The sequence below is a fragment of the Actinophytocola sp. genome, assembly GCF_049647105.1.
Lineage (GTDB): Bacteria > Actinomycetota > Actinomycetes > Mycobacteriales > Pseudonocardiaceae > Actinophytocola.
Genome location: NZ_JBARWZ010000223.1, coordinates 48,032 through 62,678 on the forward strand (window position 1 = coordinate 48,032; position 14,647 = coordinate 62,678).

The following is a 14,647-nucleotide window of genomic DNA, read 5'->3' on the forward strand; positions in this document are numbered from 1 at the left end:
CGAAACGGTCCGAAACTTTCGGAATCCTACTTGCTGCCCATCCCGGCGAGGCCCGCGATCAGCCACCGGCGTGCCACCAGGTACAGGACGAACACCGGCAACGCGGTCATCATCACCGCCATCATCATCCCCGGCACGTTGATCTGGAACTCCTGTTTGTAGTTGGTCAGGCTGAGGGTGAGGACCCGCATCGACGGGTCCTGTGTCAGCACCAACGGGAACAGGAACTGGTTCCACGCGCCCAGCGCCGTGTACGTCCCGACCGCCGCGATCGCACCCTTGGACATGGGGATGACCAGTTGCCACAGGATCCGGAACGGGCCGGCGCCGTCGACCGTCATCGCGTCGTACAGCTCGGTCGACACGTCCCTGAGCGAGCCGACCAGGACCAGGATGACCAGTGGCAGGCCGAACGCCACCGTGGGCAGGATGATCGCGGTCAGTGAGTCGTACAGCTGCATCCGGTTGATGATCAGGTAAAGCGGGATGATCGTGGCCTGCGCCGGGATGGCCATGCCGGCTAGGAAGATCCGGAACATGGTGCCGGAGAACCAGCTCATCGACCGGACGATCGCGTACGCGGCCGGGATCGCCACCACGAGCGTCAGTGCCACCGACGCCGCCGTGACGATCACCGTGTTCAGCAGGTAGCGCATGAAGCCGCTGTCCAGCACCTCACTGATGTTGCTCAGCGTGATGGAACCCGGGATCGCCAGCGGGCCTCTGTCCAGGAAGCTGTCCCTGGTCTGGAGGCTCCAGGAGATCATCACGTAGATGGGGATCCCGACGATCACCAGCCACATCGCGGACAGTGCGCCCGCAGCGTAGTTCGGCCTGGCCTTCACAGTCCCTCCAACGTGCTGCGCATCTTCCCGAACCCGGAGAACCGCACGATGAGCAGGGAGATCGCCGTCGCCACGATCACCAGCACCGACGCGATCGTCGACGCGTAGCCGAACTCGTAGGACCGGAACGACCGGAAGTACATCTCCAGCGGCAGTGTGCGGGTCGACGCGGCCGGGCCGCCGTTGGTCAGCAGGAAGATGGTCTCGAAGTACGTCAGCGACCCGACGATCATGATCGTGGACGACGTGATGAGCGTGTTCTTCAGCTGCGGCAGCGTGATGTACCAGAACTGGTGCCAGCCCCCGGCGCCGTCGACATAGGCCGCGTCGTACAGGACCTTCGGGATGTTCCTCGCCGCCGCCTGGTAAAGCAGCGTGTGGAACGGGATGAACTGCCAGCCGACCACGATCACGATCGCGGTGAGCGCACCGCTCGTGGTGCCGAGGATGTTGCGCAGCGGCTCGAACCCGCGGCCGATGCCGACATACGGGTCGAACAACCGGTTGTACAGCAACGCGATCGCGGCGGTCGACAGCAGCAGCGGCAGGAAGAACAGCGCCGACAGGACCGCACGGTTGCGCTGCTTGCCCGCCGCCCACACGCCGAGCAGGATCGACAGTGGCGTCTGCGTCACCCAGCACAGCACGGTCAGCAACAGGGTCGTCCACGTGACGTCCCAGATCGCCTCGTTCTCGATCATCCGCACCCAGTTGTCCACGCCGATGAAGCCGGGCGTGCCGATGCCGTTCCAGTCGGTGAACGACAGGTACAGCACCAGAACCAGCGGGAGCGCCGCGAACAGGCCGAAGAACACCAGCGCGGGCAGCAGGTACAGGGCTCCGGGGCGGTTGACCCGCCCCTTTCCCCGGCGCGGTGGCGCGGGCGCCGGTCGCGCGGGCGCCCGCGTCTCCACAACGACAGCCATCTATGCCGCGTCCTCGTTCGCCTTGACGAACCCGGCCGCGTCCAACTGGCCGAGGAACACCTTCGCGAGCGCGTCGAGCATCGGCTGTGCCTGCGCGCGGTCGATGGCCTGGTCCCAGGACAGCTGGAACGTCGGCGCGTCGTTGACCATGTCGTAGACCACCTTGGCGAACGCCGGGTCCGCCGCCTTGTCCATCCTGGATTCGAGGCCGGTCACCGCGGGCACGTCGCCAGCCTTGAGCCACTGGTCGACGTAGGCGTCCGAGGACATCTCCTGCTTCAGGAACTCGATCGCGGCGTCGACGTTCTTCGAGTCCTTGCTGACCGAGAAGTAGTTGGTGGGGTTGCCGACGATGGCCTTCGGGTCGCCCGCCCCGCCATCGACGGTCGGGAACGGGATGAAGCCCTGGTCGTTCTTCGCGTACTCCGGCTGGTCGGTGACCTGGTTCGTGTACTCCCACGAACCCATGAGGTGCATGGCCGCCTTGCCCTGCGCGATCAGCGTCGACGCGCCCGCGCCGTCCCACCGCACGGACGCGTAGCTGTCGCCGAAGCCGCCCCGGTCGACCAACTGGCGGATCATGTCGATGGACTTCGTGATGGCCGGGTCGCGCCACGCGTCCTTCTCACCGGCGGCGATGCGGTTGAACACCTCTGCGCCGCCGATGCGGTCGACCAGGTACTCCGGCCACACCAGCTCGGTCCACGAGTCGCCACCCGCCAGCGCGAACGGGATGATGCCGTTCGACTTGAACCGGTCGACGGCCGCCATCAGCTCGGTCCACGTCCCTGGCGGCCGCACGCCGTGGTCGGAGAAGACCTTCTTGTTGTAGAACAGGATGATCGGCTGCATGCCGCGTGCTGGCACGCCGTAGTACTTGCCGTCGATCGTCCCGGCTTCGAGGACGGACGGGAGGAAGCTGTCCTTCCATGCCTTGTCCTTGTCGAAGTACGAGGTCAGGTCGACAAGCAGCTCGTCCCGCGCGTACGTGCGGATGCTGCCGCCGCCCCAGTTGTAGAACACGTCGGGCTTGTTGCCGCTGCCCATCGAGACGTGCAGCTTGTCGGCGTAGCCGTCGTTGGGGGACGCGACGATCCGCGCCTTGACCTCGGAGTTCTTGTTGAACCGGTCGACGGCGCCCTGGTGGGCCACGTTCTGGCTCTCCTCCTGGAGAACCCACACCTGGAACGTGCCGCCACCGCCGCCCGAGGTGGCATCGGTGCCGCATGCGCTGGTGCCGAGGACGCTCGCGCCGACACCGGCGCCGAGAAGCCCGAGGAAGGATCGTCTGGGTAGCCGCTGGGGAACCATGGGCGCGCCTTTCAGGAAGTGGCCCGCGCGCCGGGGCGGACAGCCGCTCGCCACAGCGCGATCAACCTGCCGTAAGTTTCGGAGTACATCCGGTAGTTGGCAGGAGATTACGACGCGCGTCACACCAAGGTCAATCCCTTGCTACCGGTACATGTCACGGTTAGCTTGGAATTCAACCGGTTCTGGCCGGTCGAAACTTTCGGGATTGGAGTGCGCGATGCGCGACGAGCCGTGGCGGGATCCGACGCGCTCGGTCGACGAGCGGGTCGCCGACCTGGTCGACCGGATGACGCTGCGCGAGAAACTCGGCCAGCTGTACGGGGTGTGGCTCAATCAGTCCACTTCGGACGAACAGGTGGCGCCGTTCCAGCACGAGCTGGTGGACGACGACCTCAACTGGCCCGAGCTGATCAAGAACGGGCTCGGCCAGCTGACCCGGCCGTTCGGCACCGCGCCGGTCGAACCCGCCGATGGCGCGCGACGGCTCGCGGGGCTACAGGCGGAGATCATGGGCGCGGGGCGCTTCGGCATCCCCGCCGTCGTCCACGAGGAGTGCCTCTCCGGGCTGATGGCCCACGGCGCGACGATCTACCCGACCGCGCTCGCGTGGGGCGCCGCGTGGCATCCCGCGCTGGTCGAGCGGATGGCGGCGACCGTCGGCGCGACCATGCGGGAAGTCGGTGTGCACCAAGGGCTCGCGCCGGTTCTCGACGTGACGCGGGACGTGCGCTGGGGCCGCACCGAGGAGACCATCGGCGAGGACCCGCACCTGGTCACGGCCATCGGCACGGCGTACGTGCGCGGCCTGCGGTCGGCCGGGATCATGCCGACGCTCAAACACTTCGTCGGTTACTCGGCCTCGCGTGGCGCCCGCAACTTCGCGCCGGTCGCGGCCGGTCCCCGTGAGGTCGCGGACGTGCTGCTGCCGCCGTTCCTGGCGGCGCTGAAGGAAGGCGCGGAGTCGGTCATGCACTCCTACGCCGACGTCGACGGGGTGCCGCCGGTCGCCGACCACGCACTGCTCACCGGGTTGCTGCGGGAACACTGGGGGTTCGACGGCACGGTCGTCTCGGACTACTTCGGCGTCACGTTCATCGAGAAGCAGCACGGGCTCGCCGCCGATGCCCGTGGTGCGGCGAGGATCGCGCTCGCGGCCGGGGTGGACGTGGAGCTGCCGCAGGTGCGGTGTTTCGGCACGCCGCTGCTGGACGCGGTGCTCGCGGGGGACGTGCCGGAGTCCCTGGTGGACAGCGCGGTGACGCGCGTGCTGCGGCAGAAGTGCGTGCTCGGCATGCTCGACGCGGACTGGGCGCCGTCCGCGCCGTCCACTGTGGACTTCGACCCGCCCGCGGGCAGGGCGATCGCGCGGACGCTCGCCGAGGAGTCCGTTGTCCTGCTGTCGAACGACGGCGTGCTGCCGCTGCGCGACGACGTGAAGGTCGCGCTCGTCGGGGCGCAGGCGGACACGGACGCCGCGATGCTCGGCTGCTACACGTTTCCGCGCCACATCCCGTCGGCGCCGAAGGGCGTCGAGATCCCGACGCTGCGGTCCGCGCTGCCTGCCGCCGTGTACGCCGAGGGCGGTGACGAGGCGGTCGCCGCGGCACGGGACGCCGACGTGTGCGTGGTGGTGCTCGGCGACCAGTCCGGGTTGTTCGGGCGTGGCACGTCCGGTGAGGGCTGCGACGCCTCCGACCTCCGGATACCGGGCTTCGCGCTGCTGGACGCGGTGCTGGCGACCGGCACCCCGGTGGTGCTGGTCCTGTTGACAGGGCGGCCATACGCGCTCGGCCAGTACGCGGGCCGGTGCGCCGCGATCGTGCAGGCGTTCTTTCCCGGCGAGGAAGGCGGTCCCGCGGTCGCCGGGGTGCTGACCGGACGTGTTTCACCGTCCGGGCGGCTGCCGGTGAGCGTGCCCGCCGACCCGTTCGCGTCGCCGTCGCCGTACCTCGGGGCACCGCTGGCCATGCGCAACGGCAGCAGCTCGGTCGACCCGACACCGGCCTTCCCTTTCGGGCACGGGCTTTCGTACACGAGTTTCGAGTGGACGGACGTCACCGGCGACGGGTTGACCGTCTCGGTCACGGTGACCAACACGGGTGCGCGCGACGGGGCCGAGGTGGTGCAGTTGTACCTGCACGATCCGGTCGCGCAGGTCGCCAGACCCGTTCGGCGGCTGCTCGGGTTCGCGAAGGTGTGGCTGGCGCCGGGCGAGTCACGGCGGGTCGGGTTCGAGGTGCCGCCGGAGGCGACCGCGTTCACCGGGCTGTCCGGGAAACGTGTCGTGGAGCCGGGCGACGTGGAGCTGTGGCTGGGCGCGTCGAGCGCGGACGTGCGGCATGTGCTGCCCGCCGGCATCGACGGCCCGGAACGGGAGATCGGCCCGGACGAGGAGCGTGACACGCGCGTTACGGTGACTTGATGGAGCTGTCGTGCGCGGTCGTGGGCACCGGGGTGATCGCGGGTTTCCACGGGGAGGCACTGGCCGCGCAGGCAGGCCGGGCAAGGATCGTCGCGGCGACCGACATCGACGCCGTCGCGCTCGGCGCGTACGCAGCGAAGTGGTCGGTGCCCTCGGTGTACCCGAACCTGGACGAGCTGCTTGACCACGAGCAACCGGACCTCGTCACGCTGTGCACGCCGCCGGGACTGCATGCGCCGCAAGCGATTGCGTGCCTGTCCCGCGGGGTGTCGGTGCTGTGCGAGAAGCCGCCGGTGTGCAGCCTTGCCGAGCTGGACGCGATCGAGGCGGCGGCGGGTGACGCGTTCTTCGCGACCGTGTTCCAGCACCGGTTCGGCAGCGGCGCCGTCCGCCTCCGCGGCCTGGCCGGCGACCCCCGGCTCGGCCGCCAGGTCACCGCCGTGTGCCACACGCTGTGGTACCGCCCCGACGAGTACTTCGCCGTGCCGTGGCGAGGAAACTGGGAGGTCGAGGGCGGCGGTCCCACGATGGGGCACGGGATCCACCAGTTCGACCTGCTGCTGTCGGTGATGGGTGAGTGGACCGAGGTGGTGGCGGTCGCGGCGCGGCAGGCGAAGCCGACCGCGACCGAGGACCTGTCGTGCGCCATCGTCACCTTCGCCAGCGGTGCGGTGGCGACGATCGTGAACAGCGTGGTGTCGCCGAGAGAACAGAGCTACCTGCGGTTCGACTACGAGCACGCGACGATCGAGCTGGACCACGTCTACGGCTACGCCGACCACAACTGGCGCGTCACGGCCGCGCCTGGGCACGAGTCCGAGGTCGCGGCGGCGTGGGCGCCCGGCCCGGCCGGGGTGGCGAGCGGGCACAAGGCCCAGTTCGCTGTGGTGCTGGACGCGCTGGAGACGGGTGCCGCACCACCGGTGACGCTGCCGGACACGCGGCTGACGGTCGAGCTGATCGCCGCGATCTACGCGTCGGCCTTCACGGGTGAACGGGTCCGCCGGGGTACGCTGAGGCCGGATTCTCCGTTCTACCACCGGATGGACGGGACGGGTGCGCCGTGGAACTGACCGACGACGGGGCCGCGCTGCTGGCGACACACGACGGGATCGAGCTGTGCCGGTACGTCTACCGGCCGCCCGAGCCGGACCTCGAGTCGCCTCGGCCGTACTTCCACCCGGTCCGCACGCTGACCGGCGACGTGGTGTCGATCTACCGCCCGCACGACCACGTCTGGCACAAGGGCCTCGCGTGGTCGCTGCCGAACGTGGGCACGCAGAACTTCTGGGGCGGCCCGACCTTCGTGCGGGACAAGGGTTACGTGCAGCTGGCCAACAACGGCACGCAGGCACACCGCACGCTGTCGGTCGACGGCGGCACGGTGACGCAGCGGCTGGACTGGCACGCGGCGGACGGTTCGCTGTTGTTCACCGAGGTCCGCACCCTCGAATTGTCCCTTGTGGACGGTGGGTGGGCGTTGACCTTCGCCACCGGCATGACGAACGTGTCCGAGGCGCCGATCGCGATCGGCAGCCCGACCACCGAGGGCCGTCCGAACGCCGGGTACGGCGGGCTGATGTGGCGCGGTCCGCGCTCGTTCACCGACGGCGAGGTCCTGCTGCCGACAGGCGCGGGCGGTGACGAGCTGATGGGCAGCCGCGCGCCGTGGCTCGCCTACCGAGGCCGCCACGACGGGCACGGCCGCTCGTCGACGCTGGTCTTCGTGGACGCGCCGACAAACCCGGGGCACCCGACGATGTGGTTCGTGCGGGCGACGCCGTTCGCGTGCGTGTGCCCGGCGCCGTTCTTCGCGTCGGAGGTGCCGGTCGAGGCGGGGGAGACGCTGCGGCTGGCCTACGCGGTCGCGGTGGCCGACGGCGCGCCGCAACCGGAGAAGCTGGTGTCGGGGATCACCTTCGAGTGACCGGACTCACTCCTCGTCGAGGGTCTTCTGCGCGATGGCGAACGCCGCGTTCGCCGCCGGTGCGCCCGCGTACACCGCGGTGTGCAACAGGATCTCCCCGATCTCCGCGTCGGACAGGCCGTGGCGGCGGGCCGCGCGAACGTGCATCGGCAGCTCCTCGTGCGCACGCAACGCGGTCAGCGCCGCCAGCGTCACCGCGCTCCGCGTGCGCCGGTCCAGCCCGGGGCGTGACCACACCGAACCCCACGCGCCCTCGGTGATGTACTCCTGGAACGGCCTGGTGAACTCGGTCATGCGTGCGTCCGCGCGGTCCACGTGCTCGTCGCCGAGCACCTGCCTGCGCACGGTCGTGCCGAGTGCGCGGCGGTCCGGGCGGAGGTGGTCGATGATCAGGCCGGTGAACGTGTCCGGCTGTTCGACGTTGCCGAGGTGCGCGGCGCCAGGCACGATCTCCAGGCGGGCGCCGGGAATCGCGTCGGCGATGCGGCGGCCGTGGTCCGGCGGGGTGGCCGCGTCGTCGGCGCCCGCGATCACCAGCGTCGGCGTGGTGACGGTGCCGAGTGTGTCCACAATGGACATGGTTTCGATGGCGGTGCAGCACGACGCGTAGCCATCGGCCGGGTGGCTCGCGACCATGTCACGCAGCCAGGCCACCCTGTCCGGGTTCGACTTCGCGAACCCCGCGGTGACCCAGCGGCCGACCGCCGCGTCCGCCAGCACCGCCATTCCTTGTGTGCGTGCGGTTTCCGCGCGTTCCCGCCACATCGACGCCGGGCCGAGCGCCGCGGACGTGCAGCACAGGACCAGCCGTTCGAGACGATCCGGCGCGTGCTCGGCCAGCCACATGCCGACCATGCCACCGAGCGACAGCCCCACCAGCGAGACCCGCTTGCGCGCCAACCGGTCCAGCAGCGCCAGCAGGTCGCCCGCCAGCTCCTCCAGTGCGTACGGGCCCTCCGGCGCGGGAGACCGGCCGTGGCCGCGGTGGTCGTACCTGATGACCTGGAACCCGGCCGCCGTCAGCGCCCCGACCTGCGGGTCCCACATGCGCAGGTCGCTACCGAGCGACCCGGCCAGCACGACCGGCGTGCCGTGGCCGGTGATCTCGAAGTGGACGTCGACGGTCATGCCATGAGGTCCGTCTCCGTGATGCCGGGGCCCTGACCGGCGCGGATGAACCACTCGGTGCCGAACGCGAAGGTGAACGCGTCGTCCGGCATCGCGAGGAAGAACGACTGCTCGCTGATCTGGCTCGCGTGCGCGCGCATGGCCTTGCGTTTGTGCTCGGTGTAGGCGGTGACGTCGACCGAGCAGGTGATCTCCGCCTCCGGCGTGCCGAAGTCGGGACCCAGGTCGGGCATCTCGACACCCGCGCGCTCCGCGAACTCCCGCCGGCCGGCACGCACGCGGTCGCGGTTCATCGTGGACTGGAAGACCTTCGGTGTGCCAGCGAGCTCGGCGGCCCGCATGCCGACGCGGTGCACCTGGATGTGGTCGGGGTGGCCGTAGCCGCCGTGGTCGTCGTACACGGTCAGCACGTCAGCGTGCTCCTCGCGGAGGATCGCGGCGAGCTTGGCGGCGGCCTCCTCGACGTCCGCGGTCCAGAACGTGCCCGGCGAGTCGTTGGTCGGCTCGCCCATCATCCCGGAGTCGGTATAGCCGAGGAACTCCAGCCGGTCGGCGCCGAGGATGTCGGCGGCCGCGCGGGTCTCGACGACCCTGCGCTGCCACAGCTCCTCGCCGTCCTCGAGGTAGCCGTCGGGCACTTCGCCCAGTTCACCTCGGGTGGCGATGACGAGGACGACCCGGTGGCCGTCCTCGTGTGCCTTGCGCATGACGCCGCCGCAGGCGATGCACTCGTCGTCGGGGTGTGCGTGGAAGGTAACCAGCGTGGCCATGGTTCCGAACCTACGCGAGACGGGTGCTGTCGGGGTGGCGGCGGGCTGGTGCCAGGATCCTCTGGTGACCAACCACGTTATCGCCGCTGAAGCCGTTTACTGCGAGGGCTGGGACCCCGAGCCGGGGACGGTCGTGCGGCCACTTCCGGAGTCCGTGGCCCGCGAGCGCGACGAGGCGGGTGAGCAGTACGCCGTCATGCTGCTGGCCGGGGAACGGCCGCTGGCGCTCGTCGAGGTGTGCTGGCAGGCAGGCCACGCGGCGGCCTGGCTGTTCGACGACCATGGCAGGCGCGACCGGATGGTGGAGCTGCGCCGGTTCCCCACCGCCGACGGCTCGGGGATGCTCGTGCTGCGGCTGGCCGAGCAGTGGGTGTACACCGGGCCGGACCAGCTGGAGTTCGACGCGGGCGTGGCCCAGCGGACGAGCGAGTACGGCCTCGACGGCGACCGGAGCGACTGGAGCTGGTCGGACGAGGAGCTGGACGACGACCTGCTGGAGCCGCTGGAGATCGCGAAGACGTCCCGGCCGATGCCGCGCTTCGGCGACTGGGTGACGGTCGCGTACCTGGACGAGCTGCTGGCTTCGCCGGTCCGGCTGACGGTCCGCGAGGTGGCCGACGCCGGTCCCGCGCCGGAGGAGCTGCCGTGGCACCCGCCGTCGCCGATGCGGCCGACGGGGCTGGACGAGGCGTTCGAGGCAGGCGGCCGGTACCGGCTGGACGACGACGGCCGCGAGGTGACGGTCGAGGTCGCCGATGGCGGACGGTTGTGGCTGGCGAGCGGCAACCTGGTCGCGGGCGACCCGGACCCGTGGCTGGTCGAGCAGGAACCGTACGTCGACACCGTGGAGCCGGGGGAGTACCCCCTGCTGCTTTCGGTGATCCGCTTCGCCGACGACGCAGAGCACACCAGGGTGGCGGCGGCGAAACTGGTGATCAGCGAGACGCCAGCGGCCCGCTGGGAGCCCGCTCTCCGCGAGGGCGAGGACGTCCGCATGCTGGGCGACGACAGCTACTTCTCGGTGGGCGTCGACGGCGGCCGCCTCGCACTGGTGGACGCCGAGGTGGCGGAGGCGTACGAGGACATCATCGAGGACATGGAGTTCAGCGGCCACGTCACGAACGTCCCCGAGCCGGAGTCGGGCGCGAACCTGCTGGCCGTCGAGACGGGCTGGGGCGACGGCGGCTACCCCGTGTGGGTCGGCCGCTCCGAGTCCGGCGAGGTGACCGCCTTCGTGTTCGACTTCATGATCCTCCGCCACGCCACCCCGCTGGCCTGAGCGTCACGGCTCGCCCGGCTCCGGTTTCCTGACGAGCCGGGCGAGCTCCGCGGCGACGTCGACGCCGAGGGCACGCAGCTTCGCTTCGGCCAGCTGCCGCACCTCGGGCGCGAACAGCGGCTCGTACCAGGGCAGCAGCACCCACATCTCGACACTCAGGTCGAGGCGGTTCATCTGCTGGAGCTTCCAGAGCCCATAGGACGGCTTCGGGTCTGTGACCAGTCGTCTGGCCGTCTCGACCGGTCCGTGGTCGCCGAGCATCCGGCGGAAGTAGGTCGCGTCGTAACCCTGGTTCGAGAGTTCGGCGATGCCGCGCCGCATGTCGGCACCGAACCGTTTGGCCAGGACCGCGTTGTTCTCGTCCACGTCCGTTGAGTCGCCGAACGGCGGCCATGCGTAAACCGTTGGCCTCCGGCCCCCGGTTTCCAGCCTGCCACGAGGCACCGACAGTCCGAGGTCGCCGTAGGCGGGTTGTCCACAGGTCCCCGCGTTGTCCACAGCCCGCCGCGCGCGGCCCGGTTCTGTCGGTCCCGCCCGTTACGCTGGAATCCGGGGGCCGGAGGCGTTCACGGCCGGGTGGCGGCCTCGTCCACTGGCACGACGTCATCCTGCGGGGTGACCTTGCGGGGCAGGGTTTCCTGGGCCGGGAGCCACGCGAACGCGGCCAGTGCGCACAGCCCACCGGTCACCGCGAACGCCGCCGTGTACGACACGCCGTCCGCGAGCAGGCCGGCCACGATCGGGCCCAGCACGGCACCGATGTCGGCGGTCATCTGGAACGTCGCCAGCACAGGGCCGCCGCGTCCGCGCGATCCGATCACGTCCGCGACCGTCGCCGTCAGCGGCGGTGAGAGCAGCCCGGCCCCCAGCCCGGCCACCACGGTCGCGATCAGGAACGTCGGGACGTCGGTCGTGAAGCCGACCCACACGGTCCCGCCCGCGGCCACGACCAGCCCGAGCAGCACCGTCGGCTTGCGGCCCCACGAGTCGGCCATCCGGCCCGACACCAGCAGCATCAGCACGTTGCCCACCGCGAACACGGCAAGCGCGGTCCCCGCGAACGCACCGTCCCGGTGCAGGACCTCCTCCACGAACAGCGGCACCAGCGATACCCGCACGCCGAACACGGCCCAGCCGTTCGCGAACGACGACCCCAGCGCCGCGACGTACGCCCGGCTCCGCAGCGCCTCCCGCACTCTGAACGGCGACGTCTCCTCCTCCGCCACCTTGGCCGCGAGCGTCGAATGGCGCAGGAACCACCACACGATGAGCACCGCGACCAGCAGCAACAGCGCGTACACGATGAACGGCGCGCGCAGGGAGAAGGTCAGCAGCCCGCCGCCGAGCAGCGGCCCCGCCACGCTGCCCGTCAGGAACCCGGTGCCCCACAACCCCGAGGCGCGGCCACGCAGCGGCGCCGGCGTCAGCCGGATCAGCAGTGCGATCGCCGACACCGTGAACATGGTCGACCCGATCCCGCCAAGTGACCGGAACAAGAGCAGCTGCCAGTAGTTCGCGGCGAACGCGCACACACCGGTCGACACGGCGACGATCGTGATGCCGGTCAGGTACACGCGACGTTCACCGAGCATCGAGACGAGCCGCCCACTGGCGGGCGCGAACACGAGCCGGGCCACCGCGAACGCGCTGACCACCACCGACGCGGCGGTCACGCTCACGTCGAAGGACCTGGCGAACGTCGACAGCGCGGGTGCGACCAGCCCGAACCCGGCCGCGATGACGAAGTTGGCCGCGACGAGCACCCACACCTCGCTGGGCAGTCGCTCCTTGCGCGCGGAAACCGCCACCACCCCCATCAGCTCGTCAGACCGTTTGTGATCAACCGCCATGGCCCGTACTTCATTCCTGATATACAAGCTCGCATGTCACGTTGGGGAATCGCCCGGTCGGCCGTGGTGGTGGCCGTCCTCATGGGCACGTTGACCGGGGTCTCCGCCGCCGCGCAGGAGGAGGTCCTCGGCCCGGGCAACCGTGCGCTCATCGACGCCTCCGCCACCAGCGCGGCGATCGACGCGGCGACCTCGCTCAGCGAGGACCTGTTCTCGTTCACCTACACTGACCTCGAAGCGCACGAGGCCACGTTCGGCCGCCTCACCACCGGTGAGTTCAGCAACAGGTACAGCGAGCTGTTCGCGACGGTCGCCACACAGGCGCAGGCGCAACAGGTGACGCTGACCAGCACGGTCGCCGAGTCGGCGACGCTGGTGCTGCGGGAAGGGCACGCCGTCGTGCTCGTGTTCCTCGACCAGGAGACCAGCAGCGCGCGCACGGGGCAGAAGACCGAAGCCAGCGCGGTGTTCCGCGCCACGATCGAGCGCGTCGACGGCGACTGGAAGGTCGCCGACATCGATCTCTACGAGGGGAAATGACCTACCCGCCACCCCGCAGGAGCCGGGCGAACCTGTTCGCGATCCTCGGCATCGCCGCGCTGCTCGTCGTCGGCGGCGTGATCGCGATCGTCGTGGTGTCCTCGAGCGACGGCGAGACAGCCAGGCCGAAGCCAACGTCCACCACCGAAGCGGCCGACACCCGTCTCGCCACGGAGCGGGACGCCGCGCTGGCGGACGGCGAGGCGGCCGTCGAGGTGTTCAACACCCTCGACTACCGCGAGGCCGAGGCGGGCCTGGACCGCTGGGAGTCCGTCGCGACCGGCGAACTGCTGGCCGAGCTGCGGGACAACCGGGAGCGGTACACGGGCCAGGTCGCGAACGCCAGGACCACGTCCACCGCCGAGGTGCTCGACGTCGGCCTCACCGAGCTCGACGGGCGGGCGGGCACCGCGCACCTGATCGCCGCCGTGTCCATCGAGGTCACCGCCGATGGGCAGCAGCCGACCACGAAGCAGACCCGGGTGACCGCCGACCTGGCGCGCACAGAGGACGGCTGGAAGGTGAGCCGGCTCGACACCGTGTGACGGAATGCCATGAAGGGTCCCTTCACTCGAAGTGACCCTTCATGGCATCGGGGTCAGCCGAGGTCGCGGCGGCGGAAGGCCGCCAGCCCGGTCGCGACCAGCGCCGCGGCCACCACGGTCAGCCACACCAGCGGCGTCGCGGTGAACTCCGCGCCGGGCAGCTTCGGCGTGTGCGTGAACGGCGAGATGTCCATCGCCCACTGCGGCAGCTCGAAGATCGGCCCCAGCTGTCCGAGCAGCAGGAACACCACCAGCGCGCCCCAGCCGGCCATCACGAGTCCCGGCGCGACGCCGAACACCAGCACGGTGATGCCGGTCAGCACCCACACCGAGGGCAACTGCACCAGCGCTGCCCCGAGCACCCGGCCCATCGCGCCCATGTCCCCGCTCGCGGCGCCGTGCGCGAACCCGCCGAACAGGCCGACCGTGATCATCAGCAGGGTCGTCCCGGCGAGTGCGACGATGACGTGGCTCGCCGCCCAGCGCACCCTGCTGACCCGGGTCGCGAGGATCGGCTCGGCCCGCAGCGCGGTCTCCTCCGCCCGCAGCCGCATGGCCGACGAGATCCCGTACGCGGACACGATCACCGCGATGATGCCCATCTCCGCCGACAGGAACGCGTCGACGATCCCGCGTTCCCCGCCCAGCTTCATGATCATCTCGCGGGCCTGGTCGGTGTCGAGGAAGTCCCCGACCTGCGAGGCGATGCTGCCCATCACCAGGCCGCCGATGGCCATGCCGACCAGCCAGCCCGCGACGCCGCCGCGCTGGAGCCGCACGGCCAGCGCCAGCGGGCTCGACAGGCTCCGGCTCGCGGTCGGCCTGCCCGGCTTCTGTGCCAGCAGGCCCGCGCCATGGTCGCGGCGGGCGACCAGCGCGTACGCGCCCGCGGCCACCAGCACGGCGAACGCGACCAGGTAGATGAGCACCCACCACCGGTCACCGGCGAACGGCCGGACCTGCTGCGCCCAGCCGATCGGCGACAGCCACGACAGCCAGGTCGACGTGTCGGTGCCGGTCGCGTCACCCGCCGCGCGCAGCAGGTACGCCGCGGCGAGCACGGCCGCCGCGATGCCCCTCGCGGTCCGCGCACCCTCGGTGACC

At 70.4% G+C, this 14,647-nt stretch carries 14 protein-coding genes and 1 pseudogene; 6 read left to right on the forward strand and 9 right to left on the reverse strand.

Features of this window, described 5'->3' with window-relative positions; genetic code table 11:
- Positions 1 to 26: 26 nt before the first annotated feature.
- The 3 genes from WBA97_RS26670 to WBA97_RS26680 are packed head-to-tail and all read right to left on the reverse strand — an operon-like array spanning position 27 to position 3,082.
- Positions 27 to 845 (reverse strand): carbohydrate ABC transporter permease, encoded by an 819-nt coding sequence (locus WBA97_RS26670; RefSeq protein WP_424233671.1) that lies wholly within the window; start codon positions 843 to 845, stop codon positions 27 to 29.
- Positions 842 to 1,771: a carbohydrate ABC transporter permease gene (locus tag WBA97_RS26675; protein ID WP_424233672.1), complete on the reverse strand. Its 930-nt coding sequence runs from the start codon at positions 1,769 to 1,771 to the stop codon at positions 842 to 844. The genes WBA97_RS26670 and WBA97_RS26675 overlap by 4 nt, the downstream gene beginning before the upstream one ends.
- Positions 1,772 to 3,082, reverse strand: coding sequence for an extracellular solute-binding protein (locus WBA97_RS26680; RefSeq protein WP_424233673.1), 1,311 nt, complete (start codon positions 3,080 to 3,082; stop codon positions 1,772 to 1,774).
- A gap of 217 nt (positions 3,083 to 3,299) precedes the next feature.
- Here WBA97_RS26680 and WBA97_RS26685 point away from each other — a divergent pair, with 217 nt between their 5' ends.
- Genes WBA97_RS26685 through WBA97_RS26695 form a run of 3 tightly spaced genes read left to right on the forward strand, consistent with a single transcriptional unit; the run spans position 3,300 to position 7,431 of the window.
- Entirely contained in the window at positions 3,300 to 5,504 is a 2,205-nt protein-coding gene (locus tag WBA97_RS26685) for a glycoside hydrolase family 3 N-terminal domain-containing protein (protein ID WP_424233674.1), read from the forward strand.
- Positions 5,504 to 6,577: a Gfo/Idh/MocA family protein gene (locus WBA97_RS26690; protein WP_424233675.1), complete on the forward strand. Its 1,074-nt coding sequence runs from the start codon at positions 5,504 to 5,506 to the stop codon at positions 6,575 to 6,577. Before WBA97_RS26685 ends, WBA97_RS26690 begins: the two co-directional genes overlap by 1 nt.
- Positions 6,568 to 7,431: a PmoA family protein gene (locus WBA97_RS26695; RefSeq protein ID WP_424233676.1), complete on the forward strand. Its 864-nt coding sequence runs from the start codon at positions 6,568 to 6,570 to the stop codon at positions 7,429 to 7,431. The genes WBA97_RS26690 and WBA97_RS26695 overlap by 10 nt, the downstream gene beginning before the upstream one ends.
- 6 nt (positions 7,432 to 7,437) lie before the next feature.
- Here the strand turns inward: WBA97_RS26695 and pcaC are convergent, their stop codons facing one another.
- The 3 genes and pseudogenes from pcaC to WBA97_RS26710 form a co-directional block, all read right to left on the reverse strand.
- Positions 7,438 to 7,818: a 4-carboxymuconolactone decarboxylase gene (gene pcaC, locus WBA97_RS26700; RefSeq protein ID WP_424233684.1), complete on the reverse strand. Its 381-nt coding sequence runs from the start codon at positions 7,816 to 7,818 to the stop codon at positions 7,438 to 7,440.
- Positions 7,816 to 8,559: pseudogene (gene pcaD, locus WBA97_RS26705) on the reverse strand (3-oxoadipate enol-lactonase); the annotation flags it as partial. The gene pcaC and the pseudogene pcaD, both read right to left, overlap by 3 nt.
- Positions 8,556 to 9,329: a PIG-L family deacetylase gene (locus WBA97_RS26710; RefSeq protein WP_424233677.1), complete on the reverse strand. Its 774-nt coding sequence runs from the start codon at positions 9,327 to 9,329 to the stop codon at positions 8,556 to 8,558. The gene WBA97_RS26710 and the pseudogene pcaD, both read right to left, overlap by 4 nt.
- A 64-nt stretch (positions 9,330 to 9,393) precedes the next feature.
- On the opposite strand from WBA97_RS26710, the gene WBA97_RS26715 reads away from it, so the two are divergent.
- Complete coding sequence (locus WBA97_RS26715) at positions 9,394 to 10,608, forward strand: DUF4241 domain-containing protein (RefSeq protein ID WP_424233678.1); 1,215 nt, start codon at positions 9,394 to 9,396, stop codon at positions 10,606 to 10,608.
- Positions 10,609 to 10,611: 3 nt separating this feature from the next.
- On the opposite strand, the gene WBA97_RS26720 is transcribed toward WBA97_RS26715, so the two are convergent.
- Positions 10,612 to 10,974, reverse strand: coding sequence for a hypothetical protein (locus WBA97_RS26720; protein WP_424233679.1), 363 nt, complete (start codon positions 10,972 to 10,974; stop codon positions 10,612 to 10,614).
- Between the two features lie 200 nt (positions 10,975 to 11,174).
- Positions 11,175 to 12,458, reverse strand: a complete 1,284-nt coding sequence (locus tag WBA97_RS26725) for an MFS transporter (RefSeq protein ID WP_424233680.1) — start codon at positions 12,456 to 12,458, stop codon at positions 11,175 to 11,177.
- A gap of 33 nt (positions 12,459 to 12,491) precedes the next feature.
- Here WBA97_RS26725 and WBA97_RS26730 point away from each other — a divergent pair, with 33 nt between their 5' ends.
- Positions 12,492 to 12,998 (forward strand): hypothetical protein, encoded by a 507-nt coding sequence (locus WBA97_RS26730; RefSeq protein ID WP_424233681.1) that lies wholly within the window; start codon positions 12,492 to 12,494, stop codon positions 12,996 to 12,998.
- On the forward strand, positions 12,995 to 13,543 hold the full coding sequence (locus tag WBA97_RS26735) for a hypothetical protein (protein ID WP_424233682.1): 549 nt from the start codon (positions 12,995 to 12,997) through the stop codon (positions 13,541 to 13,543). Before WBA97_RS26730 ends, WBA97_RS26735 begins: the two co-directional genes overlap by 4 nt.
- Positions 13,544 to 13,596: 53 nt before the next feature.
- Here the strand turns inward: WBA97_RS26735 and WBA97_RS26740 are convergent.
- Positions 13,597 to 14,647, reverse strand: a 1,051-nt coding sequence (locus WBA97_RS26740; protein WP_424233683.1) for an ABC transporter permease, incomplete at its 5' end; no start/stop codon positions are given.